This is a genomic window from Paraburkholderia sp. UCT70, from assembly GCF_050434085.1.
GTDB classification, from domain to species: Bacteria; Pseudomonadota; Gammaproteobacteria; order Burkholderiales; family Burkholderiaceae; genus Paraburkholderia; species Paraburkholderia tuberum.
This window is the reverse complement of sequence record NZ_JBNPVZ010000002.1, coordinates 2,458,421-2,484,358: the sequence shown is the minus strand read 5'-3', so window position 1 is coordinate 2,484,358 and position 25,938 is coordinate 2,458,421. Positions and strand designations below refer to the sequence as shown.

The 25,938-nt window shown below is 60.4% G+C and carries 19 protein-coding genes, 2 pseudogenes and 1 other annotated feature; of the genes and pseudogenes, 12 read left to right on the top strand and 9 right to left on the bottom strand.

The genetic code is table 11. The features are described from left to right. Nucleotides 1-189 precede the first annotated feature (189 nt). The gene (locus OKW41_RS13730) at nucleotides 190-381 is read right to left on the bottom strand and encodes a hypothetical protein (protein ID WP_429572846.1); all 192 of its coding nucleotides are present in this window, start codon (nucleotides 379-381) and stop codon (nucleotides 190-192) included. A gap of 1,722 nt (nucleotides 382-2,103) precedes the next feature. Between OKW41_RS13730 and OKW41_RS13725 the strand changes: the two genes are divergently transcribed. Further along, a complete protein-coding gene (locus OKW41_RS13725) occupies nucleotides 2,104-2,736 on the top strand; it encodes a class I SAM-dependent methyltransferase (protein WP_429401084.1) in 633 nt (210 codons plus the stop codon). A 744-nt stretch (nucleotides 2,737-3,480) separates the two neighbouring features. On the opposite strand, the gene istB is transcribed toward OKW41_RS13725, so the two are convergent. The 3 genes from istB to OKW41_RS13710 all read right to left on the bottom strand — a co-directional run bounded on the left by istB (nucleotide 3,481) and on the right by OKW41_RS13710 (nucleotide 7,622). Next, the gene (gene istB, locus OKW41_RS13720) at nucleotides 3,481-4,281 is read right to left on the bottom strand and encodes an IS21-like element helper ATPase IstB (protein ID WP_429572845.1); all 801 of its coding nucleotides are present in this window, start codon (nucleotides 4,279-4,281) and stop codon (nucleotides 3,481-3,483) included. Continuing rightward, nucleotides 4,274-5,797 (bottom strand): IS21 family transposase, encoded by a 1,524-nt coding sequence (gene istA, locus OKW41_RS13715; protein WP_429572844.1) that lies wholly within the window; start codon nucleotides 5,795-5,797, stop codon nucleotides 4,274-4,276. Before istA ends, istB begins: the two co-directional genes overlap by 8 nt. A 799-nt stretch (nucleotides 5,798-6,596) precedes the next feature. After that, nucleotides 6,597-7,622 (bottom strand): GlxA family transcriptional regulator, encoded by a 1,026-nt coding sequence (locus tag OKW41_RS13710; protein WP_429572843.1) that lies wholly within the window; start codon nucleotides 7,620-7,622, stop codon nucleotides 6,597-6,599. 273 nt (nucleotides 7,623-7,895) lie between these two features. Here OKW41_RS13710 and OKW41_RS13705 point away from each other — a divergent pair, with 273 nt between their 5' ends. From OKW41_RS13705 to purU, 7 genes are all read left to right on the top strand, one after another. Beyond that, nucleotides 7,896-9,032, top strand: coding sequence for a mandelate racemase/muconate lactonizing enzyme family protein (locus tag OKW41_RS13705; protein ID WP_429572842.1), 1,137 nt, complete (start codon nucleotides 7,896-7,898; stop codon nucleotides 9,030-9,032). Between the two features lie 519 nt (nucleotides 9,033-9,551). Beyond that, nucleotides 9,552-10,808, top strand: coding sequence for a sarcosine oxidase subunit beta family protein (locus OKW41_RS13700; protein WP_429573411.1), 1,257 nt, complete (start codon nucleotides 9,552-9,554; stop codon nucleotides 10,806-10,808). Between the two features lie 12 nt (nucleotides 10,809-10,820). Then, the gene (locus OKW41_RS13695; RefSeq protein WP_429572841.1) at nucleotides 10,821-11,114 is read left to right on the top strand and encodes a sarcosine oxidase subunit delta; all 294 of its coding nucleotides are present in this window, start codon (nucleotides 10,821-10,823) and stop codon (nucleotides 11,112-11,114) included. Further along, on the top strand, nucleotides 11,111-14,059 hold the full coding sequence (locus tag OKW41_RS13690; protein WP_429572840.1) for a 2Fe-2S iron-sulfur cluster-binding protein: 2,949 nt from the start codon (nucleotides 11,111-11,113) through the stop codon (nucleotides 14,057-14,059). The genes OKW41_RS13695 and OKW41_RS13690 overlap by 4 nt, the downstream gene beginning before the upstream one ends. After that, nucleotides 14,056-14,661: a sarcosine oxidase subunit gamma family protein gene (locus OKW41_RS13685; RefSeq protein WP_429572839.1), complete on the top strand. Its 606-nt coding sequence runs from the start codon at nucleotides 14,056-14,058 to the stop codon at nucleotides 14,659-14,661. The genes OKW41_RS13690 and OKW41_RS13685 overlap by 4 nt, the downstream gene beginning before the upstream one ends. Nucleotides 14,662-14,738: 77 nt before the next feature. Further along, a complete protein-coding gene (glyA, locus tag OKW41_RS13680) occupies nucleotides 14,739-16,043 on the top strand; it encodes a serine hydroxymethyltransferase (RefSeq protein ID WP_429572838.1) in 1,305 nt (434 codons plus the stop codon). An 83-nt stretch (nucleotides 16,044-16,126) separates the two neighbouring features. Then, nucleotides 16,127-17,053, top strand: coding sequence for a formyltetrahydrofolate deformylase (gene purU, locus OKW41_RS13675; RefSeq protein ID WP_429572837.1), 927 nt, complete (start codon nucleotides 16,127-16,129; stop codon nucleotides 17,051-17,053). 49 nt (nucleotides 17,054-17,102) lie between these two features. Here the strand turns inward: purU and OKW41_RS13670 are convergent, their stop codons facing one another. After that, nucleotides 17,103-17,450, bottom strand: a complete 348-nt coding sequence (locus OKW41_RS13670; RefSeq protein ID WP_429573444.1) for a hypothetical protein — start codon at nucleotides 17,448-17,450, stop codon at nucleotides 17,103-17,105. Between OKW41_RS13670 and OKW41_RS13665 the strand changes: the two genes are divergently transcribed. Continuing rightward, nucleotides 17,362-18,480 (top strand): branched-chain amino acid ABC transporter substrate-binding protein, encoded by a 1,119-nt coding sequence (locus OKW41_RS13665; RefSeq protein WP_429573410.1) that lies wholly within the window; start codon nucleotides 17,362-17,364, stop codon nucleotides 18,478-18,480. The genes OKW41_RS13670 and OKW41_RS13665 overlap by 89 nt on opposite strands. Before the next feature lie 133 nt (nucleotides 18,481-18,613). Here the strand turns inward: OKW41_RS13665 and OKW41_RS13660 are convergent. Beyond that, a pseudogene (locus tag OKW41_RS13660) lies at nucleotides 18,614-19,363 on the bottom strand (IS30 family transposase); the annotation flags it as partial. Between the two features lie 51 nt (nucleotides 19,364-19,414). On the opposite strand from OKW41_RS13660, the gene OKW41_RS13655 reads away from it, so the two are divergent. Continuing rightward, a protein-coding gene (locus OKW41_RS13655) for an IS3 family transposase (protein WP_429572836.1) occupies nucleotides 19,415-20,652 on the top strand; the annotation gives its coding sequence in 2 pieces (ribosomal slippage) (nucleotides 19,415-19,718 and nucleotides 19,718-20,652; 1,239 coding nt in all). Then, nucleotides 19,705-19,821: a sequence feature (AL1L pseudoknot), on the top strand. Its footprint overlaps the gene before it by 117 nt. Nucleotides 20,653-20,711: 59 nt before the next feature. On the opposite strand, the gene OKW41_RS13650 is transcribed toward OKW41_RS13655, so the two are convergent. From OKW41_RS13650 to OKW41_RS13640, 3 genes and pseudogenes are all read right to left on the bottom strand, one after another. After that, complete coding sequence (locus OKW41_RS13650) at nucleotides 20,712-22,091, bottom strand: IS4 family transposase (protein ID WP_429451256.1); 1,380 nt, start codon at nucleotides 22,089-22,091, stop codon at nucleotides 20,712-20,714. Nucleotides 22,092-22,227: 136 nt separating this feature from the next. Then, a pseudogene (locus tag OKW41_RS13645) lies at nucleotides 22,228-22,635 on the bottom strand (transposase); the annotation flags it as partial. Nucleotides 22,636-23,134: 499 nt separating this feature from the next. Beyond that, nucleotides 23,135-23,773, bottom strand: a complete 639-nt coding sequence (locus OKW41_RS13640; RefSeq protein WP_429572835.1) for a TetR/AcrR family transcriptional regulator — start codon at nucleotides 23,771-23,773, stop codon at nucleotides 23,135-23,137. Nucleotides 23,774-23,863: 90 nt separating this feature from the next. Between OKW41_RS13640 and OKW41_RS13635 the strand changes: the two genes are divergently transcribed. Beyond that, on the top strand, nucleotides 23,864-24,964 hold the full coding sequence (locus tag OKW41_RS13635; protein WP_429572834.1) for an NmrA family NAD(P)-binding protein: 1,101 nt from the start codon (nucleotides 23,864-23,866) through the stop codon (nucleotides 24,962-24,964). A gap of 44 nt (nucleotides 24,965-25,008) precedes the next feature. Beyond that, nucleotides 25,009-25,605 carry a hypothetical protein gene (locus tag OKW41_RS13630; protein ID WP_429572833.1) on the top strand — a complete coding sequence of 199 codons (597 nt, stop codon included), beginning with the start codon at nucleotides 25,009-25,011 and terminating at the stop codon, nucleotides 25,603-25,605. Nucleotides 25,606-25,938: the final 333 nt, after the last annotated feature.

Genomic DNA, 25,938 nt, shown 5'->3' with positions numbered 1-25,938 from the left:
CAGAATGATTCTGTCAACGGTGCTATCGCGCGACCGAGCGCCCGCTGAGCGTCCGCTTTCAGGCGACTCGACTGTCCCTTGTGGGTCGGGTCTCGCCGCTCGCAGACACGCTAAGGCTGGCTGGGCTCGGCGATTCACGTTTGCTCCCGACTTGGCAATCACGACCGGCGCATTTCGTATCAAGCCATCTTAGCGACGGCCGCTACGGCCCCACACGTAGCGTACCCAACGTTGCCAGCGGCTCTGTTGCGCAGCGGTATTATTGCGCTTTGCCTGCTCTTCGCGGTCGCGCTCGACGCTCTTCTGGACCTGTTCGTGGATCTGGCGCAACGTCAAGCCACCGGGTCCTTTTAGTTCGTCCGAATCGGGTTTGTCTGTCACGGGATGGCTCGTTCCTGAAGACGTCGACTCGATCTTGATACATATGGGCAGTCGCGGCAAGCACGCGGCCGCTGCCTTCGAATCCGCATATGTTCTGCGCCGCTTCTCCCATTGCTGAACGGCCCGGCAGACAGCGGACGGACTTCCTGTTTGCCTTCTACCAATTTGATAGCCGCTCACTTGCGGGCACCGTGTGCGGGCTATCGTGTTTTCCGTTATTTGGCGCCCGATGCTGCCGCCGGGCCGCTTGCGCCCATCGCTCCGGTCGCTGCGGGATTAGCCATTGTGCCGCTACTGCGCGCCGCTGCGCCGCTGGTCTCGCTACTGTTGTCCGCCCGCTTGCATCCAGATGCACCCATCGTCAGCAGCACGACCGACGCCGCAACTACAAGATGTCTCGCAGTTAGTTTCATCGCAGATTCCTCCTGGCATGGCTGCAACCCCGACTCTCGGTGCTCGGTGAACGGAATGCACGCGACCTGCGGGCTTGTTGCACCTCGACCGGTCATTGCAATTGACGCAAATCGCGTTCCCGTTCACTCGAGCGTCTTCATAAGCGGACCGTAACGGGTCGCATGCTGCCGATCGCTGCATGGGGTGCCTCGGCGTGCGTATGCCGCTTGCATGGGGCAGTGACCGGCCAGCTACGGACGTTGGTCAGCACCTTCGCGCGGACGTTCCGACGTCTGCTACCCCGCAGTACCCGCCGCTCGGGCAGGCCGGCTCCGTCTTGTTGTACTGCGATATGTTTGTTCGACGCCCGGCCCGCTTCATCGTCTCGATGATATACACGAGTATAAGAGCCCGACGCTCACGTACGACTGCGGCAACCGTTCGTAGAATGGCCGTCTTGGGACCATCCGCATACCATGGTTCCATGGACGGTGCGATTGTTATTTAGGAGGCGAGGATCGAATCGGCAGGTCTTAGTTTGGACGCTTGTGAACTGTTGTAGGACATCACCCGACCAACGCGTTGACACAATGAGTCTCCTCAGGTTCCTACCTCCCCACCCCTGGGTAAAACGGAACCTGCTTCGAAGCCGGCTTCCGCCGGCTTTTTTTTACCGAGCGGTCAGCGAGCGGCCGAAAGCGCCTGCCACCGGTTAGACAGGCGCAGACCCCGGCCAAGTACGGCGCGTCGACCTCGACCTCGGGCCGAGGTTCAACGTCGGCTGAGGTACAAGCCGTTGATTTGTTGCACATCGACGACGGCCAGAGCCAGGTACTTGCCGGCCAGGAATGCCCAATGAAGTTCGGGCTGCGGGGCATAAGGACAGGAAGACGATGAAAAAGATTGGATACCCCCGCTTCACCGCCATCGAGCTGTGGGTCCTCGCCGTCTCCATCGTCATCGCAGTCGGAGTACAGATATGAGTGTAGCGCCCACGCCAGCGCATCGCTCGTGCCTCCCTCCGAACGACTTTTCCGACTGTCTGCTCCGCAGCTAAAGCTCCCGTTGAGATACCGTCGGTCGAGGGGCAGAAGTGGGTCGCGTGCTGCCGCTCGTGGCACGCACGGGTCGATCGCACGACGATCGGCAAGGGACGGCCATCTCCAGCCGTTCGCCTGATACCGTGCGCTTTCCTCGGAAACCCGAGAGGAATCAGTTGCGCACACGGAATCGCGTTGTTCATCCTGTTCGGCACGCAACCGACCACGACTGATGACACCGGAAGTACGACGTAGTCGTGCGGGAAATGCCCCGAGATATACTTCCCGCATGGAACTCGACCCCCGCGACCTCGATAAAATCAGTGCCGTCACGTTACAGCACTACGACGCGCACGCGGAAGATTTCCGCAACGGCACGTACGACCACGACGTCACGCAGAACATCGCGGCGCTGCTGCACCATATCGAAGTCGAGCCGCCTCTTACGATCCTGGATTTCGGCTGCGGGCCGGGGCGAGATCTCAAGGCCTTCACTACACTCGGCCATTGCGCGGTCGGCCTCGATGGCGCCGAGCGCTTCGTTGCAATGGCGCGTGACGCGACTGGCTGCGACGTCTGGCAGCAGGATTTCCTGCATCTCGATTTGCCGGCCGCGCACTTTGACGGCATTTTCGCCAACGCCGCGCTGTTCCATGTCCCGAGTCAGGCGTTGCCGCGCGTGTTGCGGCAATTGCACGCGACGCTGAAGCCCGGCGGCGTGCTGTTCAGCTCCAACCCGCGCGGCACGAATCAGGAAGGCTGGAGCCACGGCCGCTACGGCGTCTTCCATGATCTCGAAGCATGGCGCCGATATATGGCGGACGCAGGCTTTGTCGAAATTGAGCACTATTACCGGCCCGCCGGCTTACCGCGTGAGCGGCAGCCGTGGCTAGCCAGCGTATGGCGCAAGCCGGTTGCCTGAAACGCCAGGGGGCTGTTCCACAGTATGCCCGCGTTGGGCTTGGCAAGATGCTTGCGCTCAAGCCGCTTTGACGCAGCGCAAAGCAGCCGATTTGCAACAGTGTCCATCGCGCAGAGAAACGGCCAGTCGTGGATCTCAGACAATCGGCAGAAGCGGGGACGCCTGTCGTCGGCCGCCACACGCAGAGGGCGGCCAACTACGGCCGTTCGTTCAAGCCGTCGCGCGGACATTTGGACGTCGGTTTGACCGCTGACAGCGGCCGCCCGTTGGAAAATAGCTTCCGACGAGTCCTCGGCCAACGACAGGCGGAAGCAGGGATGCCGATCGCCGAGCTGATTTGCCGCGCGGCAATATCGGAACAGACCTTTTATCGCGGGAAGAAGCAGTACGCGGGGCTGCAGACGGACTAGGTGCTGCAACTCAAACAGCGTCGAGTCATGGTTAGTGCTTTCGATTCCGGCTTGACGACGAACATACCGAGTCGATGATGTCCAAGCGGCACCGGCCCTTTCCAGTTTCCCAGACGTTATTTGACGTCGTCGGACTGTCCGCGCCGAATGAATTTTGAGCCACCGCGCCGATCGAGTTTTGAGCCAGGGTGGAGACCGGTCTGAAGCAGGACCGGTTGTGGATAAGTGTATGGGTTTCGGGAGTGCTTGTCCTCCTTCGTGTGAGGCCTCATTGCGCAGGGGAAGCTGCGAAGGGCGTAGCCCGTAGCGGCTTCCCCTGCGCCGCAAGCGACGATCAGGCTGATTCGTTCGCGCTCGCACTGTCGGCTCTGCGCGCTGCTTCACGCGAGCGGATACGCTTCTTTGCACTGGCGCTGCTATGGCGGAAACGGTAGCTTTCGTTGCCGGTTTCCACGATGTGGCAGTGATGCGTCAGCCGGTCCAGCAATGCCGTGGTCATCTTCGCGTCGCCGAACACACTGGACCATTCGGCGAAGTCCAGATTCGTTGTCACCGCAACGCTCGTGTGCTCGTACAGGCGACTCAGCAGGTGGAATAGCAACGCCCCGCCGGCCTGGCTGAAGGGCAGATATCCGAGTTCGTCCAGAATGACCAGGTCGAGGCGCAGCAGGCTCGCCGCGATCCTCCCGGCGCGTCCCTGCGCCTTCTCCTGCTCCAGTGCGTTGGCCAGATCCACGGTCGAGTAGAAGCGCACCCGCTTGCCGTGGTGCATGACGCCGGACACGCCGATGGCGGTCGCCAGATGCGTCTTGCCCGAGCCCGGACCGCCGACCAGAACCAGGTTGTGCGCGCCCTCGGTGAACGTCATGCTGGCCAGTTGAATGACGAGCTGCCGATCGACCGGCGAGCCATCGAAGTCAAAGCCGGCGATGTCGCGATGCACCGGGAACTTCGCCGCGTTCATCTGGTGGCTGACCGAACGCACGGCCCGATCCGCGACCTCGGCCTGCAGCAGCCGTTCGAGCAGCCACTGCGAAGACGCCGCCTCGACATTCACCTGTTCGAGCAGTTCGGTCCAGCCGGCAGCCATGCCGTGCAACCGCAAGTGTTTGAGTTCGACAATCAGATCACGCATGACCGGCCTCCGGCTGTTGCAGCGCCGGGCGCAGCCCGTCGTAGCGTGATGTGTCGGCCAGCGGCGGTGTCGTCAGTTGTAGCGCAGTATCGATCTTCGGCGGCATCTGCACGCTGCGCATGCGCGACAGCACGTTCACCACATGCTCGACGCTCACGCGCCCGGAGGGCGGCGCCTGCTCCAATGCAAGTTCGACTGCAACCACTATGGCATCCAGACCGCTTTCCGGGACTAGCGCCAGAACCTTCGCCATTACCCGGTCACCACCTGGCTCGCGTAGTAACGCCCGACGCAGGCATTGCAGCGGCTCGGGCATATCCTGGAACGGCGCACCGTTGCGCAGCGCGCCAGGCTTGCGCTGGATCAGCGGGATATAGTGCTGCCACTCGTATCGCACCAGTCCTTCGTCGGCCAGTCGATCGTGTTCGGCTACCACCGCGTCGTCGCTCACCACCACAACACGGCCAGGATAGAGCCGCGTGCTGAGCATCTGGCCTGCGAATTCGCATGGCACCGAGTAGCGATTGCGGCCAATCACCACCAGGCAGGTCGACGAGACGCGTGCCGCACGCTCAACATAACCGTCAAACGGTGTCGGCATCGGCATCAGATGGGCGCGCTCCTGCTCGAACACGTCGGCGACGCTCAGGTCACGATAGTCCGGGTGCTTCACCTGATCCCACAACGACCGGCACCGCGTCGCCAGCCATGCATTCAGATCAGCGAAACTGCCGAAGCGCTGCGCACGCGCCTCAATCCAGATGCGCAGACGGCTGTCCTGCACGTTCTTCTTAACGACGCCTTTCTCCCAGCCGCTGGCCACGTTGCAGAAGTCCGGATCGAACAGGTAGTGCGAACACATCACTGCGAAACGCGGATTGACCGTGCGACCCTTGCCTTTGTGAACCTTGTCTACGGCCGTTTTCATATTGTCGTAGATGCCCCGGCGGGCCACCCCGCCGAAGGCCGCGAACGAGCGCGTATGGGCATCGAACAGCATTTCGTGCCCCTGGCTCGGATAGGCAACCAGCCAGAACGCCCGCGACGCACATAGCTTCATGTGCGACACCTGCAGCTTGCGGTAAATGCCGCCGACAACCAGTCCTTCCTCGGACCAGTCAAACTGGAATGCCTCGCCCAGCTCGAATCGCAACGGCACAAACGCCGATTTCGAAACCGCCTTGCCTTCGCCTTGCCGCCAGGCCCGGATGAAATCGGTCACCCGCGAGTAACAGCCGTCGTAGCCGCCCGCCTTGATCTCCTGGAACAGCATCCAGGCGGTGCGCCGCTCCTTCTTCAGTCGCCGCGCGTCGACACTGAGCGCCTGCACCAGCACCTCATGAAACGGCGTCAACCGGGTCGGCTGGGAGCGCCGCTGATACTTCGGCTCCTCCTGAACATCCATGTTCAGATATTTACTAATCGTGTTGCGCGACAGGCTTGTGAGACGTGCTATCTCGCGTACCGACTTGTTCTGGCGGTGGAACATCCGCCGCACCTTGCCAATCATCGTCATCGGGATCATCCCCAAACACCCTGCCAGAAAAACTAGCAGGATAGGTTGATTGCCCGGCTCAATTTTCAGTCGGCGCGATCCCTACACGTGGCTGAATTTTCGGTCGGCGTAAACAATCCTTTGTTTTTTGGAATAAGGCGATCGCTTAGGATGTCATAAAAATGACATCAAGCCTGCAGAGACACTCGACGATGCTTATGCGACGCTTAAAGGATACGGGGTCAAGGCCGGGTGTCGGTGAAGCTGCCCGCGTGGCCGCACGGAACTGCCTGAACGTGTCGGCCCGACTGATTTCGCGGCCGATGATGCGAGGGTCACAGGGCGGCCGCATGATTATGACGCCGTCCTGGCCGACTAGCGACGCGGCGACATGCGGGCCGAGCCAAGAAGCTTCTGCCGACGACGCGGGGCTCCCGGGCTCCGATAAGGTTTGCCTGCTGGCCTCATTTTGATAAGAAATCGGTAAGCCGATGTGCGATGCTCGCGGAATCGAAATCGATTTACGTTGCAACCCGGGCATCAATGGTCCTGCTCAAGTGCTCTCATGTAGTGGCATGCGCGACGCACAGTCTTGCCCGAATTCGGCCATGAAGCGCCATTCGCCCACGTCATGGCTCGGACGTTCGGACGTCGGGTTCACTCAGCAAACGGCCATTCGATTCGTCGAGACGAACATTGCTTCATCGGCCGATCCAGACGGCCAGGCTGTCCATCGATTTGCGGAAACGACTGTTTGCTCAAGCCACGAGTGCTACCTCCGCATAGAGGAGTTATCGCTGCATCTTCGCCTTCGCGCGGGCTACTTGATAATCCGACGACGGCGCCTGAAAGCGTCGGGCGTTTCCTTGAACGTCGACTTGAACCACCGGGTGAAGTGGGCTGCGTCTGAAAATCCGCATTCGTTCGCAATTTGCGCGATACCGCGATCCGAATTGAGCAGGAGCCAATGGCCGTGCGCGAGCCTGATATTGCGCCACGTGTCTCCAGGGCTATCGCTCCCATATTTCATAAAGAGACGGCAAAGTTCACGCTCGCTGCAGCCCACCTTATTGGCCAATACGCTAATGGGATACGGAGTTGCGATGTGGCGCTCCATGATCTCAACCGCAGCCTGGACCTTTCGATTTCCGCATGCTGCCAGCTGCCCGTACGGCCGATGGGGAAAGCGCGACGTAGACCGATGCTGCTCGATGAGAAGTGACGTAAGGCCTTTCACGGCCCGTGCCTTTCCGCAATGCGTGTCGATGAGATGAAACGCCAAATCGAGGGCCGAAGTGCCGCCTGGGCATGTCAAGATTCCACGATCACTGACGTACATTTCGTCCGAAACCGACTCCACGTCGGGAAAGAGCGCTCGGAATGCGGTTTGATGTTCGTGGTGAACGGTACAGCGTCGCCCCGCCAGCAGTCCCATGTCTGCCAGGATGAAGCTCCCCGTACACAGCCCCACGATCGCGACGCCTGACTCGTAGGCGCCCCGAATGAAGCTCCTCGCCGCTTCGCTCAATTCGAGACACGCCGGCAACAATCCGCCGACGACGACAACGAAATTCAGATCGCCCGCGTCTCCGAACTCTTCGTCGGGCATGACCAACGAGCCGCAACTTGCCGCGATAGGCGTTTTGCGGTCTTCAGAGACGATCTTCCACTTACAGTAAATCTGTCTGCTGTAGTCCGCTTCGTCTGCTGCGTGACGCAGGCTGTCCACAAACGCCGCATAAGGCAGAAGCGTGAACTTCGGGCAGAGAACGAAGGCTGCGCGGATACTCGGTTCGATACCGTGCAATTCCGGGGGCTTGGTTGCTAATGCCTCGTATCGGCTCATGGTGGTCGGCTCTCAAATTGCGGAGGAAAGCGGATCGAGAACCCACTAGGGGAAAACACGGAAAGTCTGAAATGTTCAACGAGACGTCCGATTCGTTCAATACTAACCCATTATCGGCTAGATAGCATTCGCGTAACGTGTCAACACTCTTCCGCATGTCGTTTCCAATGTCGCGGCGGGTTGCGTCTGGTTCGGGCCTGAGCTAGCGAATCGACACCAGCACTGCAGGGATCGACCCGCGCAGTACTCACGAAATGCGATGTGGAGATAACCTTGAAGATCATCGACGTCAAAACCACACCACTGCTCGTTCCATACACGCGCCCTTACTACTGGGCGCAAGGTGTAATCAATGGCGCGACTGTCGTCCTCGTCGAAGTACACACCGACGAAGGCGTGGTGGGTTACGGCGAGTCCATCGGATCGCCGTCGCCGACGTCCATCGCCGCATACATCCAGGAGGCCGCAAAAACGTGCATCGGACACAATCCGTTCGCCAATGCACGCCTCATGGCAGACGCTTATCAGCGTCTGTTCCAGGGGCTCGGCACTTGCAGTTCGCCCCGTTTCGCAGGGCAGGTCCTGGCGGGACTGGAAATGGCGTTGTGGGACGTCATGGGAAAGGCTACGGGACAGCCCGTGCACGCGCTTCTTGGCGGCGCCGTGCGGGACGAGATCCACTACTTCGGATTCGCCCAAGGCGAGTCCGCTCGGGACGTCGCGGCTGACGCGACACACCTGGTTGAAGACGGCTTCGACGTGATCTATTTCAAGGTCGGGCGTGGCGATTCGCTGGACCTGGACACCGCGAAAGCCGTCCGGGATGCGATCGGCCCCGACATCCGCATGAGGGTCGATCCGAACGAACACTGGACGCCTGTTCAACTGGCCCGCATGGCTCGCAGACTGCTGCCGCTCGATGTGGAGGTCATTGAACAGCCGACTCACTGCGAGAGTATTTCCGCTCTCGCTCAGGTGCAGCGAACCAGTCCGATCCCGATCTCGGCGGACCAGTCGGTGTTCACGCCTTTCGACGCCTTCGACGTATGCCGGCAACAGGCCGCAGACATGATTGTCGTCGGACTTCATGAAACGGGTGGACTGACCCGGATGTCGAAGGTCGCCCACATTGCCGAAGCCGCGGGGATCAACGTCTGCCTCCACGGTCTCTACGAGACGGGAATCACCACGGCTGCGTCGAACCAGATCGCCGCGACGATTCCGAATCTGGACGACGCGAATCAGCATATGACACGTTTCCTCGAATGGGATCTGGTCGCCTCGCCGGATCTCACGCCGAAGAACGGAAGTCTTCCCGTTCTGAAAGCACCGGGCCTGGGTTTCGAGATCGACTGGGCCGCCGTGGAGCGCAGCAAACAAGCTTTCTCGCAAGCCACCCAGCGGCTCTGAACAACCTTTTTTATCTCTGCGTAAGCGCGCGGCAAGTTTTCATGGAAACCTGCAATAAGGATACCGAAACGGTATGCGATTCGATCGAACGATTCTTTCCGGGATCTCGAATCGTGCACACCCTGCACGTAGTATGTCGCGCCCAGTTTTCGGTGCTCTCGCGCATGTTCTCGTGTCTGGCTGGTTACGACAATGCACTGAAGACTTTGCAGGCCACGCGAGACGAAGACCTTGTGCAACAACGCATCGTGTTGACGGGAATCGGTGAGCGGGAAGCCAGGAGCATCCGGACGCGCTTGTCCCAGTGCGAAGGTGTCGTGCGAGTTCGTCTCGAACACATGATCCAGCGGGTTCACGCAAATGGGCGGTGAAGTGAGGATCGTCGTGAAGCCGAGCGAGCCCCATCTCGGCAACAGACGGGTGACTGTGCAGCGCACCGCGCTCATGCCGTCCAACGATTTCGAATTTTGGTCTGTTCAAGCACGCCTGAGTGGCGTGGTTCATTGCAGGGAAAGCCAGATGGACTGGAAAAACTACTCTCTTTCGACCTTGGTGACCGGGGCGCTGACGGGCCACAAAAACTGGCAGGCCGCATGGCGCTCGCCTGCTCCGAAGCGTCACTACGACGTGGTGATCATCGGCGGGGGGGGACATGGGCTCGCCACCGCGTACTACCTCGCCAAAGAGCATGGCGTCACGAACGTAGCCGTTATCGAGAAGGGTTGGATCGGCGGCGGCAACACCGGACGAAACACCACGAATGTCCGGTCGGACTATATGTTTCCGGAAAGCGCCGCGCTCTATGACCTTGCACTCCGGCTGTATGAAGGTCTGTCCAAGGATGTGAACTTCAACATCATGCTTTCGCAGCGGGGATGGGTGACGCTCATCCACAATCAGCATCAAATGGAGTCGGCCCATCACAAGGCTAACTGGCTGCGTTGCAATGGCGTCGATGGGGAGATCATCGATCGGGCGGTCGTCAAGGAAATGATGCCCCACATGAACATGGACGCCAATCCGCGGCACCCCGTTCTCGGCGCTTTTCTGCAGCGGCGCGGGGGCACCATCCGTCACGACGCGGTCGCTTGGGGCTATGCGCGCGCCGCGGATCGACTCGGGGTGGACATCATCCAGAACTGCGAGGTGAAGGAATTCGTCAAGACGGGTGGAAAGATCACAGAGATCGTCACGACGCAAGGCCGCATTGCCTGCGACAGAGTCGGCATGGCGGTCGCCGGGCACTCCAGCGTCGTCGCCAACCTGGCGGGCTTCCGCCTCCCGGTGACCAGTCGGCCACTGCAGGCCATGGTCTCCGAACCCATCAAACCGTTGCTCGATCACGTAGTGATTTCACCTGGCACCGGCGTCTACATCAATCAGACGCAGAAGGGCGAGCTCGTGATGGGTGGGGTTCTGGACTTGTACCACTCCTACGCGCAGCGGGGGAACTTTCCGACGATCGAGAAAGTAGTCACCGCGGCCGTTGAGATGTTCCCGATCTTTGCGCAGCTTCGACTGATGCGCCACTGGGCCGGGATTGTCGACATCGTGCCTGACAGCTCGCCAATCCTCGGACCGACGCCGGTAGAGAACATGTTCATCAACTGCGGCTGGGGAACCGGCGGCTTCAAGGCAATCCCGGCGGGCGGCCTGTTGCTCGCGCATTCCCTTGGCACCGGACGAACGCACCCGCTTGCAGAAAAGTTCGGCCTGGACCGCTTCCGCAGCAATCGCCTGGTTGACGAAGGCGCCGCTGCCGGAATCGCACATTGACGGTAGAAAGACATGATCATTATTCGATGCCCATACTGCAGCGAGCTTCGCTCCGAAGAGGAGCTGGTCTATGGGGGAGAGGCCGACACTGTTCGTCCGCTCGACCCGGACTCGGTGACCGACGAGCAATGGACCGACTATCTGTTCATGCGCACGAACCCGAAAGGTTCGCTGGTGGAGCAATGGTGCTGCGCGGCCGGATGCGGACAGTGGTTCAAGGTCGAGCGCGACACGGTCACGCACAAGCTAGGTACCGTGTTTAGTTTTGACCACGCCACGGGCGATATTGAGGAACCCGCACGATGAGCCAGTCATTTCAGAGCCATCGTTTGAGCGGCGGCGGCGGCGTCGATCGTTCTCGTACGCTTCAGTTCACGTTCAACGGCAAGACGATGAAGGGGCACCCGGGCGACACGCTCGCGTCCGCCCTGATGGCCAATGGCGTAAGCCTGATCGGCCGTAGCTTCAAATATCATCGGCCGCGCGGCTTTTATGGCGCCGGTCTCGAGGACCCCAACTCCATGCTGGCCGTCCGTGACGGCTATGCGTACTACCCGGCACTTCGGGCCGGACAGATCCGGCTCGTGGATGGGATGCAGGCCGAATCGTTGACAGGTTGGCCTTCGACGAATTTCGACGTCGGCGCAATCGCTCAACTCGGGTCCGCGTTTCTTGTCGCCGGCTTTTACTATAAGACCTTCAAGTGGCCCGACTGGAAAGTCTTCGAGCCCGCCGTTCGCCGGACAACGGGCTTCGGCCGCCCCGACGCCACACCGGATCGTCATCATGTGCAGCACAGACACGCTTCATGCAATGTCCTGATCATCGGCGGTGGTCCGGTCGGCCTGGCGGCAGCCAACACCCTTCTCGATTCGGGATTGAACGTGTTCGTCGTTGACGATCAACCGGTGCCTGGCGGGTCGGCGCTGTGGGAGGCTGCACAGATCGGTGGTCAGCCGGCTCGCGCGTGGACTGCGAAGATCGTGGAGGAGGCGAGCTCGCGCCCGAATTTCACGGTCTTGTCGTCGACGACCGTCACCGGCGCGTACGAGAGCAATGTTTTTACGCTCACGCAATCGATTGGCGATGCCCGGGGTGTTCGGGGCGAGTGCCATTGGAAGCTGAACGCCCAGCACGTCGTCCTGGCGAGCGGCATGGTCGATCGCCCCATGCTGTTCCAGGGGAATGATCGTCCCGGCATCATGCTGTCCTCCGCCGTCCGTCGGCTGATGGGCGAGTTTGCCGTGAGCCCGGCCAAAGCATTAGCTGTGTACACGAACAACGACAGCGGCTACTTGACGGCCCTCGAAGCACAGCGAGCGGGTGTCAAGGTGGTCGCCATTATCGACATCCGCAAGGCAAGCGAAGCCGTGCATGCCGAGGAAGCACGGACACACAAGATTCCGTGCTTCTTCGAAAGCCAGATCGAGAAGACCTCGGGGTATCGACGCTTGAGCGGAATCACCGTGCGCGATCACAAGGGAGAACGGCGTCGGCTGAGCTGCGACGGCCTGGCGGTTTCCGGCGGATGGACGCCGTTGATCCATCTGGCCGCGCACCGCGGCGTGAAGCCGTCGTATGACCATGACCTCAGCACGTTTGTTTGTCGCGAAGCGCCGCCCGGATGGTTCATTGTCGGAGGCGCCAACGGAACGGTCGATCTCGATGATTCCATCGGCGAAGCGCTGAAGGCCGGCACGGTGATCGCTGCGGGGCGGAACGTCAAGGCCCGGGCGGCGCGTGCTCATGTCACGGCACGCACCTATGGAACGGTTGCCCCGACGTGGAAGCCCGGCTACGGATCGGCCAGCAAGATGTGGATCGACCTCCAGAACGATGTCAAGGTGTCGGATGTCGAGATCGCGGCTCGAGAAAACTACGTATCGGTCGAACACCTCAAGCGCTACACCACGCTTGGTATGGGCACCGATCAGGGCCGCACCTCCAACGTGAACGGCCTGGCAGTGATGGCAGGCCTGACAGGACGCGAGATCGGTGCGGTTGGAACGACCACGTTCCGTCCTCCCTATACGGCTGTGCGGATGAGCACGATCGCCAACGCCCGGACGGGCGATCGCTACCAGCCACGTCGCTACTTGCCCGCGGATGCGATTCATCGCGAACTTCGCGGCGTCATGGAGGATTTCGGCTGGGAACGTCCGGACTGGTACCAGAGCAACGGCAACGATCGCGAGAATGCAGTGGCGGCCGAGATGGCGGCCGTACGAAACCACGTCGGGGTATTCGATGGTTCGTCGCTAGGGAAAATCGAGGTGACAGGTCCGGACGCGGGGGAGTTCCTTGCGAAGTTCTACGTGTCCAATATCGCGACGCTGAAGCCGGGCCGAATTCGGTACTCGGTCATGCTCCGCGAAGACGGCGTGATTTTTGACGACGGCGTGGTCACTTGCATCGGCGAGAATCATTTCCTTGCCGGCCCCTCGTCCGGCAACGCCGAGGCGGTCGCTGCCTGGTTTGAACGCTGGCGTCAGACCGAATGGCCGAACATGCGGGTCGCCATATCGCCGGTCACGTCGAACTGGGCATCGATTGCGATCGCCGGCCCGCGTGCCCGTGAGCTCCTGAGCCAGCTCGAACCGGATTTCGACATCTCGCATGAAGCGTTTCCGCACATGGATTTTCGCGAGGGAAGCATTTGCGGCGTGACGGCGCGGGTGGCGAGGATCAGCTACACCGGCGAGCTGCAGTACGAGATTTCGGTGCAAGCGCGATACGCGTCCTCGCTGCTGCGCGTCATCCTGGAACAGGGCAAGCCGCTGTCTATCCGTCCGGTCGGCATGGAAGCGTGGCTGCGCCTGCGTCTCGAGAAGGGGTATTTGCACCTGGGTTCCGATACCAATGGTCGGACCACGCCGCTTGACGTGGGCATGGGTCCGATCGTTTCCAAACGAAAAGGCGATTTCATCGGCAAGCGCTCTCTCGGACTTTCCTTTGCGACCAGCAACGAGCGTGAGCAGCTGGTCGGTCTCACTGCGCTCAACGGCACGCTTAGCGTCGGTGGACGCGTGATGGCGAAGGGCCACGAGTCCGTTCCGTGCCCGACCGTCGGTTACGTTACGTCCGCCTGTGTCAGCCCGTCCGTAGGCCGCTCGATTGGCCTCGCTCTGATCGAGCAAGGCTCTCAGCGCGACGGAGAGACGGTGTCGGTCTACTGCGACGGCGAAATCATTCGTTGTCAGATCGGCGATCCGACTTTTTATGACCCGAGCAATGAGAGGTTGCAAGCGTGAATCTCAAGCCTGAATCGGCATTCGGCTCGCCGTTTGATTCGTCGAAGCCACTACCGGACTTCGATCGAGCGTTCGTCACGCTGACCGAACGCTCGGATATCGGCTGCATCCTTCTCAATAGCGCCGTCGATACCAAGGAGGTGGTGTCGTCCATCGCCGACAGCTTGGGATTCGAGGTGCCGGTGAGCGCCGCCATCCCGAGTGGGCATGGGCCAGGCGCGGTCGTGTGGCTCACGCCGAGGTCGTGGTTGATCCCTTGTCCGGTTTCCGAGGAGTTCGGGCTCATTGCACGCATCAACGCGGCGTTTCCCGATAAGCGCGTCCACGCATCGGCGTTCTCCGACTATCTGTGCTGGCTGGAAATTGGCGGCAAGGAGGCGCATACGCTGTTGACCTCGGCCGGGTTCCTTTCGCTCGAGATAGCGGGCCTGAAGACGGGCCACGCGAAACGAACGCTGCTCGCAGGTATTCCGGTGGTGGTCGTCCGAAATGGTGACGCACGGTGGACGCTCGGCGTCGAGCGCAGTCGCTTGGTGTACTTCACAGGATTTCTGCGCGATTCGGCGGCCCGCGAACGAGCTATAGCAGGCCGCGTGAACTGAAATTGGCACGGGTACGCGCTCAGGCGTGCCTTTGGTTTGGCTTATTGCTTCGATTCAATCCGATCAGGGAAACAGCGATGTTGAATAACTTGGAAGAGCTGCAAGCAGCGATCAACGAATCGACCGCTGCGGACGAGGATGTGTTCGCGGCAATCAGGGACGAACTCGGCCGTCAACAGGACCAGATCGAGCTGATCGCCTCCGAGAACATCGTCTCGGCGACCGTGCTTGCGGCGCAGGGCTCCGTTCTGACCAACAAGTATGCCGAGGGCTACCCCGGTCGCCGCTACTACGGCGGTTGCGAGCACGTCGACGTCGTTGAAGACATTGCGATTCAACGGGCCAAACGGTTGTTCGGATGTGAATACGCCAATGTCCAGGCCCACTCGGGGGCGCAGGCGAACAGCGCAGTCATGTTCGCGCTGCTGCAGCCGGGCGACACCATTCTCGGCATGTCGCTGTCCGCGGGCGGTCACCTCACACACGGTGCCCCGCCCACCCTTTCCGGGAAGTGGTTCAAGGCGGTCGGCTATGGCGTTCGGCAGGAAGATGCGCTGATCGACTATGAGGAGGTGGAGCGCCTCGCCCATGAGCATCGCCCCAAGATGATCATCGCCGGCGGCTCCAGTTATCCGCGCACCATCGACTTCGCGCGGTTCCGTGCCATTGCCGATGCCGTGGGGGCTCATCTGCTCGTCGATGCCGCTCACTACGCCGGCCTCATTGTGGCGGGCGTCTATCCGTCCCCGTTCCCGCACGCGCACATCGTGACGTCGACGACCCACAAGACGCTTCGCGGCCCGCGCGGAGGCTTGATTCTCACCAACGACGAAGCGCTCGCGAAGAAGATCAACTCAGCGGTTTTCCCGGGACTGCAAGGTGGTCCGTTGATGCATGTGATCGCTGCCAAGGCGGTCGCTTTCGGTGAAGCCCTGGTGCCCGCTTTCCGTACATATGCCGAGTCGGTGGTGGCGAACGCCAAGGCGCTGGCTGCACGGCTGGCGCAGCACGGCGCCACGATCGTTTCGGGCGGCACCGACAGCCATATCGTCCTCGTCGATCTGCGTCCGCTGGGAGTGACCGGCAAGGATGCGGAATTGGCCCTCGAACGTGCGGGCCTGACGTGCAACAAGAACGGCATACCTTTCGACCCGGAGCGGCCAGCGGTCACTTCCGGAATCCGGCTGGGCACCGCCGCGGGAACGACGCGTGGATTCGGCGTTGCGGAATTTGAACGGATCGGCGACCTGATCGTCGAGGTGCTCAAATCCGTGGCAGCCGACACCGGGAGCCCAGACGCGTCTGCTGTGGCCGCCAAGGTACGCGCAGAAGTGAAGCAGCTCTGCGAACGCTTCCCGATCTACGTGCGCCGTCAGCCGTAAATCGTGCTTGTCTTGCCACGCGCGGCTCAACGAAACAGGTCGGACGCGTCCACCGTTGAGAAGCATGAATTGGAGATTTTCAGATGTCCGTTGTTGATGCAGGTATTGCGGCGCATGCGCCGATCGCCGGAGCCGGCAGTCGTGGCGCGGCAAGTTCGGATCGGTACGTTCTGACAGTCACGAGTCGCGGCGCACTCGGCATCGTCGGGGCGATTGGCAGCTTTCTCGCCGAACGCTGCTGTGACATCACGGAAATGTCGCAGTACGACGACCTGGATGCGGACCGGTACTTTTCGCGTATCGCCTTTCGTGCACGAGGCGAGGCGCCGCAGGCCCTGCACCCGCTTCGCGAAGCGTTCGAGCAGACTGGGGAGCGGTTCGCCATGCGATGGAGTATCGAGAGGCAGGAATATCGCCCGCGCGTGCTGATCATGGTCTCGAAGGCAGACCACTGCCTCGAGGATCTCCTTTACCGTGTCCGCACCGGCGATCTTCGGATGGACATCCGCGCGATCGTTTCGAACCACGACACACTTCGCCCCACGGCGGAGCGGCACGGTATTCCGTTCCATGTTCTCCCGGTCACCCCGGAAACAAAACCGGAGCGAGAAGCAGAATTGTTGGAAATTGTCGAGCAAACGTCCAGCGAGCTGATCATACTCGCCCGGTATATGCAGGTTCTCTCGAACGATCTTTGCGAAAAGCTCGCTGGGCGTGCGATCAACATCCATCACTCACTGCTGCCGAGCTTCAAGGGCGCGTTGCCCTACCGGCAAGCTTACGATCGGGGCGTTAAATATATCGGCGCGACGGCTCACTATGTCACGCCAGACCTCGATGAAGGTCCGATCATCGAGCAGGCCATTGAACGTGTCGACCATATATACAGCGCGAACGAGCTCGCGACTGTCGGCCTGGACCTGGAGTGCCTGGCCTTGGCAAAAGCTGTGCGCTACCACATTGAGAAGAAGGTCTTTCTCAGTGGAACGCGAACCATCGTCTTCAGATGATCGGTGATCGGATGAAGTCATTTAGCAGTGGCGTCGAACTGCTCGAAGTCTACCGGCGGGGGGCTTGTCGGTCGTTGACGTGCGGCGCGAAATCGAAGATGGTCAGGGGAGGCAGGCCTTTTCGCATGATGAGGTAATCAGGCTTCAAATCGGCGTGTAGCGGTGACGTTGTTGCAACTTCAGTTGGTAACCGGGTAAAGGATCCAGCTGGAGAGTTCTGTTCCATTGTGTATTCAAAACTGTATTTTCCGAGCGCGATCAGGAGATTGGCCATGTTGAAAATGAATGCTTGCTTAGTAGTGCTTTCAATGGGTGTAGCGGCGGCTTCATTTGTAGTCGCGCCCGGGATAGCGAACGCGGTACAGGTGGTAAAGATCGGGGTGTCGGCGCCTCTCACGGGCGGAACCGCCGCGCTTGGCAAAGACACCGAGAATGGAGTGCGTATGGCCATCGACGAGGCCAACGCGCAGCATTTGACGGTGGGTGGCCAGCCGGTTCAATTCGAACTTGACTCGGTCGACGATCAGGGTGATCCGCGCATCGGGGTGCAGGTTGCACAGAAACTGGTTGACGATGGCATCGCCGTCGTAATCGGCCCCTTGAATTCTGGGGTATGCCTGCCCACGTCACCTGCATACACGGCGGCCGGCATTCCAATGATGCTGGCTTCGGCGACCAACCCCGAAATCACGCGGCGAGGGATGAAGACGATTTTCCGTATGATTCCGACCGACGCCCAGAACGCCGGCATCGCGGGTAACTATGCCGTGACTGTCACCAAGGCAAAGCGCATTGCCGTCATGGATGACCGAACCGCGTTCGGTCAAGGCGAAGCCGAGGAATTCATCAAGGCCGTGAAGGCCGCCGGGGGCCAGATCGTTGATCAGCAATACACGAATGACAAGGCTGTCGACTTCCGTGCACAACTGACACATATCAAGTCCTCGAATGCCGACCTGGTGTATTTCGGTGGTCTGGACAATCAAGCCGGCCTGGTCATCAAGCAGATGAAGACGCTCGGCATGCGTGCGCAATTCCTCGGCGGGGGAGCCGTCGCGGACACGGTATCCACTCAAGTAGCCGGCCCTTCAGCAGAAGGCGCGCTGGCTTGGGAATACGGGCGTCCGCTTAACGAACTCCCGCGTGGTACCGAGTTTGCCGACAAATACAAGCACAAGTTTGGCACCGAAAACCTGACTTACTCACCCTTTGCCTACGACGCCACATGGCTGGCGATAGACGCGATGAAGAAGGCCGGGTCAGCAAAGCCCGCGGCATTTGTGCCGGCGATTCGGAGCACGGACTACGAGGGCATCACGGGCAAGATTGCATTCGATTCGAAGGGCGACCAGAAGAGTCCGATGTCGACGTTGTATCAGGTCAAAGACGGTAAATGGCAGCCCGTCAAGACCGTGAGTGGAAACTGATCGGCTCTTCAATGCCGCCACGGTCAGCATCCGCAACATTGCTGACCTAGAACCCAGTTCGTCCCAATGTCGGCAAGCGACGATAGCTCGTTGCTCGCATGGGTGGCCGCAACGGCTGCAGTACATGGCGGATTCAACCGGTCGATGCAATAGTTCGATGGAATCGTTCAGCGGGTGTTTCGTAATCCAGTGTCTTTCGTGGTCGCTCGTTCAGCCGTCGTGCCACGGCGTTGAGTTTAGTCTGTGAGTAGACCGACAGATCGATGCCTTTCGGGAAGTATTGTCTTAACAGGCCGTTGGTGTTTTCATTCGAGCCCCGTTGCCAGGGGTGCTTCGGATCGCAGAAGTACACGGCAATGTCGGTGGCAATGGTGAACTGCTTGTGGTTCGCCATCTCTGATCCCCGATCCCAGGTAAGCGATTTATACAGTTCCTTCGGCAGCTTTCCGGCATGTCTGATGAGCGCATTGACTACTGTTTCGCTGTCCTTGCTGGCGATCTTCACCAGCATCACATAGCGCGTCTGACGCTCTACAAGCGTTGCAATCTGGCTGCCGCCACTGCCACACAGGAGATCGCCTTCCCAGTGCCCCGGCACCGCACGGTCTTCCACAGTGGCGGGGTGCTCACGGATTGATACCGCGTCACGGATCCTGCCGTGATCGTCCGTTTTCTGCGTGTGATGGCGCGAGCGACGCATGGCCCGGGTGCGCCGTAGATGCTCCAGCAGTTCTTTCTTCAGTGCACCCCGTGCCTGAATGAAAAGACTGCGGTAGATGGTCTCGTGTGACACGTGGTAGTCCTCGTTGCCCCGCAAGGCTCGATTGAACCATCCAGCAATCTGCTGGGGCGACCACTGCAACTGGAGCTTGTCGGCCACGATATGAACCGGCCCGGGATTTCCGGAGGCTCCACTTCTTGAGAAAATGGAGCTATGGAAAACACCAAGAAGAAGTCCCCAAGGTACTCGCCGGAAGTTCGTGAGCGGGCTGTGCGAATGGTGCTGGAACACCAGGGCGACCGCGAATCGCAATGGAAAGTGATCGCGTCGATCGCAGCGAAATTTGGCTGCTCGGGTGAAACGCTGCGTAGCTGGGTGCGCAAGGAAGAGCGGGATCGGGGTTTGCGCCCGGGCACAAGCACGCAGGAGCAGGATCGGCTCAAGGAACTGGAGCGGGAGAACCGTGAGCTGCGCCAGGTTAATGAAATCCTGCGCAAGGCGTCAGCATATTTCGCACAGGCGGAGCTCGACCGCCGACCGAAGTGATGATCACGTTCATCGATGATCACCGGCACGTCTACGGGGTCGAGCCGATCTGCAGGGTGCTGCCAATTGCCCCGTCGACGTACTACACGCATGTGGCCCGCCGCGTCAATCCAGGCCTGGTGCCGCCGCGGGCCCAGCGCGACAGGATGCTCAAGGATGAGATCCGGCGCGTGTGGGAAGAAAATTTCCAGGTGTATGGCGCAGACAAGGTCTGGACGCAATTGAAGCGGGAAGGCATTGTCGCGGCGCGCTGCACGGTCGAGCGGCTGATGAAGCAGATGGGCCTGCGCGGTGTGGTGCGGGGCAAGACGGTACGCACGACAGTGAGCGATGGTTCGACGCCGTGCCCGAAGGATCTCGTGAACCGGCAATTCACCGCCGAACGGCCCAATGCGCTGTGGGTGTCAGATTTTACCTATGTATCGAGCTGGCAGGGCTTCGTCTATGTCGCGTTCATCATTGACGTGTTCGCCCGACGCATTGTCGGCTGGCGTGTGTCGAGCTCGGCGCGCACGGACTTCGTTCTGGACGCACTGGAGCAGGCCTTGTACGAGCGACAGCCGGCGCAGCAGGACGGGTTGATACATCACAGCGACCGCGGCGGGCAATACGTATCGATCCGCTATACGGATCGGCTGGTCGAGGCTGGCATTGAGCCGTCAGTGGGCAGCGTGGGCGACTCCTACGATAACGCACTGGCGGAAACGATCAACGGCTTGTACAAGGCAGAGGTGATCCATCGCCTCGGACCGTGGCGCAATCCGCAGGCCGTTGAAATTGCGACGCTCGAATGGGTCGACTGGTTCAACAATCGTCGGCTCTTCGGCCCCATCGGCAACATTCCACCTGCTGAGGCAGAAGCCGCTTATTATTCAAAACTCGCTGGGTCCGCCATCGCGGCGTGACTCAAGCAAAACAGCCTCCGGGAAACCCCTCAGGATTACCCACAAGTAATGTGATGGTGCTATTCGTTTTGCCTGAATATTCGGTACATCATCGTGATTTCGTGGAGGACAAGAAATCCACGCCAGATGACGGTAGGACCAGGTGGACGATCATGCTTTCGAGCGAGATATCCGCCGAGTCTGGCGATCCACAAGATGACCTGCGCCAGTGATGGCGGTTTATCAGGTATTTCAGTACTGCCATGCGTACGACAGTAGAGGGCTCGCCACTCGATTGGCTGCAGCAATACTTCGCATGGCAGGTTGCCATCAAGCCTGGCAAGCAACATGGAGTACAGGATCCTCCAGCTTACGACGGCGAACAATGCGGTGGCGCGGACGAATCGATCGAGATTGCCAAATTGGCGGGCTTCAATGCGACAGCCACTTTTAAGCACACGATGCCACGATTCAATCGTCCATCGGCGCGCATACCATGCCAGACGCTCGAGGGCCTCTGCGTGTGTTTGCGTAGGCACCGAAGTCAGTAGAAGCCATTCCAATGGCTCTGCTCCTTCGTCCAAGTTCGTTTCCTGTGCATGAATTGCAAACACTTCAATTTCGGGAAGCTTCTCGCGACGACGATTTTGCGGCGGACGAAGGCGGACGGGCATGCAGCGCACAACCAGCCGTGCGGTGCGTGCCTGGCGGTTTTCGCGTGCAGGCACCTGCAGTTGCGCCTCTCCAAGCGCTGGCGAGGCCAGCACGGTTTCCCACAAATATCGATCGGGGTGAGCAACGCGTCGGTTCCACGACGCGCGCACCAACCAGTCGACACCGGCAGGCCGCTGCGCCAGGAAAACGTCATAGACATCGCCTTCACGGTCGCTCACGCCGATGACATGCGTGCACGGACAGTGCGTCTTGAGTACGCCCAGTTGCTCGATGCCTTCGAGCCATTTCGCGCTCTCTTTCTGTTGTACGGTTCGTTGCCCGCGCAGATGTTTCTTGCCCAACTCCTCGTGCCTACGTATCCAGGTCTTCATCCCGATCACCCCGAGTGGCAGACCCTCTGGCGTGAGCGCAAGCAGACTGTGTATCAGGAAACCACGCACGTGTGGATCGGAGCCATATCCCAGACCTTCGGTTGCCCGCAGATGAGACAAATTGAACTCGGTGGTGTCCTGAACAGCAAGGACGACTGGCACCTGTTGCATACGACACAGCGTTTGACCGATGTGCCCACCCAGCACGCCATCGACATCCACGTGCGGGTTGTCGAAAAAACGATATGCCGCCTTCAGCTCCGAACCATTGAACGACTGCGGAAAAGAGCAATGTGGGCCCAACGAAAGCTTGCGTGCCAGCGTCACTAGCCGTCTGGTCAGGCGAGCGTCGCCGAGCTCGGCGGCGCCAAACTCTTCATTTGCCCAATCATCAAGGTCAGAGGTGTCCGACAATGCCCGGCATCACAGATCACGAACCGGATCAAAGTTAACATCGGTCGTCACCGTTTACAAGCCATCGCCCTTCAATCGCACAGTCGCGAGCGACTTATGGGTAATCCTGAGGGGAAACCCGGGGCGGTTCAATATGGGCCAGCGTCCGGTGCTCGACCAGTTTGCAGACTTTCGGGCGCAGCGACCGATCCCATGCAAGCTGGTCGGCGTGGCTGGCCCGATAGCCGCCCTGTCCACTGTTGCGCTTGATCTCGCGAAAGACCGTGGACGGTGACCGCGACAGCCGCCGGGCGATTGACTGAATCGAATCGCCCGCGACGAGACCTCGCAAAATCTTCTCACGCTCGGCAAGCGTGAGCGCCAGCCTGGATCGCTGGCGGGGCGCAGGCTGGATTCCTCCAGTTTGCGCCAGAATTCCCTGGACCGACGAATGATTGCGATCGAATAGCTGGGCGATGTGCTGCAACGACTCGCCCCTACGCCAGCGTTCCCACATCAACGCCTTCTGGCTTTCGCTGTAATAGATCCGGCGCCTCTGTTTCATTTGCAACACTCCCGCCGCTCATGCGACGTTCATTGTGTTGCATCGACCGGTTGAATCCGCCATTCGGAAGCGGCCATACGCTTCTTGGAGTTCGACCGGGCGCTCCGGGTCGGGTGTCGTCCTCTGGCAGGGCGAAAGTTGTCATTCGACGTGAGGGGTCGCCCAACGACCGCAGAGCAATCTATAGTGACCCTTGGCTGGCGATCGGCCCAATGACCGCATTGGCCGACATCCATGCTTTGAGCATCGGGCGGGATTCGTTAAGGTTTATTCGACGCCTGCCGACATGCGCGGAGGCAGGCACATTCCTGCGGCCGATCGTAGGCATCGAATAAACCTTAACGCCCAGCAGTCGTCGGCCAGGAACTGTCACTCAAGCTCGCCTCGCGGGTTTCTCGATAGCGGTCACCCGGGAGCCGTTCCCGGAATTGCCAGGTGGCGTGGCATCGGATGGATCATCCACGCATTAGATGTACTGTACTGGCGGGGCATCGCAGCGCTACGGGAGCGGATGAAGTTGAAGAAAAACAGCTGTGGCGTTGCGGGCACGTGCCGCGACCTCGCGTGAGTTCGGCCGCTGGGCGACGCCAAGCAGCAGGCTGACCATCAAATTACCCCACAGCAACCCGCTGAACTGTTCGGCAAGTTCGGCAGGACGGCCATTGAGAAGTCCGGACGCCTGAGCCCGGGCCATGATTTGACGCAAGGCGGCACGACTTGTCTCGCGCCCTGTCGAGTCGAGCGCTTGCGCCACCTCGGGCGCGTGGACCGCCTCTGCGATCGCCAGTCGGAAGACCGCAATGACCGTTGGATCGGTGATCTCGCGGACGAGCTGCGTCCCTAGGGAAGTCAGTACGTTCGCGAGTGTCTCTCGGTCGTGCGGCACGGGCAAGTCAGCGGGTACCTGCAGTCTTGCGGCGCGCGCGCTGATGCACGCGACTAGCATTTCCTTCTTGTTGCCCACCAGCGCATACAGTTCTCGTTTCGAAACCCGCGCGCGCGTGGCGATCTCAAGCGTGCTGGTCGCCGCGTAGCCACTCGCCATGAACGACGCGAAGGCTGCATCGAGAATGCGCGCGCACACCTCAGTTTCGTCGCGGCCTTCCTGGGGGTCCTTTGACAGCGATACCGTGGTCATCGTCATCTCTCTTGACATTCGGTACCGCATAGTACCATACTGGAACAACCATCTGGTACTGATGAGTACCGCGACTGCTCGGAGGCGATCATGCTTAAGCCAAGGATCCTCGTAACCGGTGCGACCGGGAAGACAGGCAGCGTCGTCGTTGCCGAACTGCTGAAGGCCGGCTATCCCGTACGCGCCATGGTGCACCGGGAAGATGGCCGCAGCATGCGGCTGAAAGCGCAGGGGGCCGAGATAGCGGTTGCCGACATCAGTGATGTCGAGCGCGTCGCCGACGCGCTAAAAGACGTTCAGCGCGCCTACTTTTGTCCGCCTTTCGATCCCTACATGATTCAGGGCGCTGTCGCGTTCGCCGTCGCCGCCAGGGAATCCGGGCTCGAACACATCGTCAGCCTGACCCAGTGGCTGTCGAGTCCCTCGCATCCCGCCCTCATGACCCGACAACTCTGGCTCGTCGATCAGCTTTTCTCGATGACGCCGGGAGTCGCGCACACGATCGTGAGGCCGGGCTTCTTCGCTGACGCCTATCTCGCATTGACTGGATTTGCTGCGCACCTCGGAGCATTTCCCTGGATCTTTGGCGATAGCCGTAACGCGCCACCGTCCAACGAGGATATCGCGCGAGTCGCCGTCGCGGCCCTGATGGATCCTGCGCGGCACGCCGGGAAGCGCTACCGCCCCACTGGGCCGGAGCTCCTTGGCGCGGAGGACATGGCCAAGGCGATCGGCCGGGCCGTCCGACGATCGGTCAAGGTTGTGCCAATGCCGATCTGGCTATTCATGAAGGCCGCCCGGATGGGCGGCTTGCCGATCGACCTGATCAGCGGCGTTCGCTACTACATTGACGATCACAAACGCGGGGCTTTTGAGCTGGGCGCTCCGACCACGGACGTCCCCGATGTGACCGGTCAGCCAGCCGAGGACTTCGAGACGATCGCGCGTCGCTACGCGGCGCTTCCAGGCAACCGGCGGACGCCTGGCAATTGGCTTCGCCAGTTCGCGCAGTTCGTGATCGCCCCGCTCAGCCCCGGTTTCGATCTCGAGCGCTACGACCGTGAACTACGCCGTCCGTTTCCGTCAGAACCGCAGTTTGCCCCTGAGTCCAAGGTCTGGCTGCGCGAGCATGCCCTGGCTCACACGGAGCGAGGCGCTGTGACCGCAGAGCTACGCACGCTGCGCGTTTAAGTTCTCACGGTCGATCGCGGGAATTCGAACCAAAGGAGAGACTCATGCTGCCCCAGCTCTGGTTTTTCGTTAGCATCGCATTCAGCTTCTGCACGTGGGGAATCATCACCAGGCGATACGTCTGGCCAAAACTCCGCCTCCTGCGACCGGTCGATGCGCTGCGGCCTCTTCTCATCCTGCACAGCTTCCGCTTCATTGGGTTGGCATTCCTTGTCCCAGGCGTCGTGTCGCCCGATCTGCCGTCTGCCTTCGCGTATTGCGCCGCCTACGGGGATCTCGTTGCGGCGACACTCGCGTCGCTATCACTGGTATTGCTGCCACGCGGGGCTGGCATTGTGGTCGCCTGGATCTTCAACTGGTGGGGCCTCGCAGATCTCCTGAACGCGTTCTATCAGGCCAATGATGCCGGGCTCGTGGCGGGGCAGTTGGGCGCGACGTACTTCATTCCGACTCTCGTTGTACCACTACTGCTGATCACGCACGGACTCATCTTCCGAATTCTTCTGCAACATCAAAATCAGCCCGCAATGCGGGAAAGCCGGCAACCTGGCGAAGGGCTCTCAAGTGGAGGACCCACGATCGATGCGACGACCTCCACAGAGCCCAAATCGGTCGGTGCGGCTACCCGTCTAACGGGGTGAGGCACAATCCGCCCAGAGCGGACATCACGGCTCCGGTGGCAACATACCGCATAGTGAGCCGTCAGGATCACCTTTCGAAGGGTCGTTACGACACGGGCGACTCTCTCGAATGGTGTTGAGTCGGTAGATGGTGGACCAGACGTCTTCGCGCGAAGCCGATCGGCCCCGGTCTCCGCGGAGTGAGTTCTGTGTCGGCAGCAGCGAATCATGGTTTGTAGCGACGACTACATCAGTGTCTGCCGCTGTCTCAATCGATGTCCACTAAGAGCAGAGCAACCTGAAGGCTCTGAGTCGACTGCAGCGGTTCGTCGCGGGGCCTCGCAGGCCTGCGCA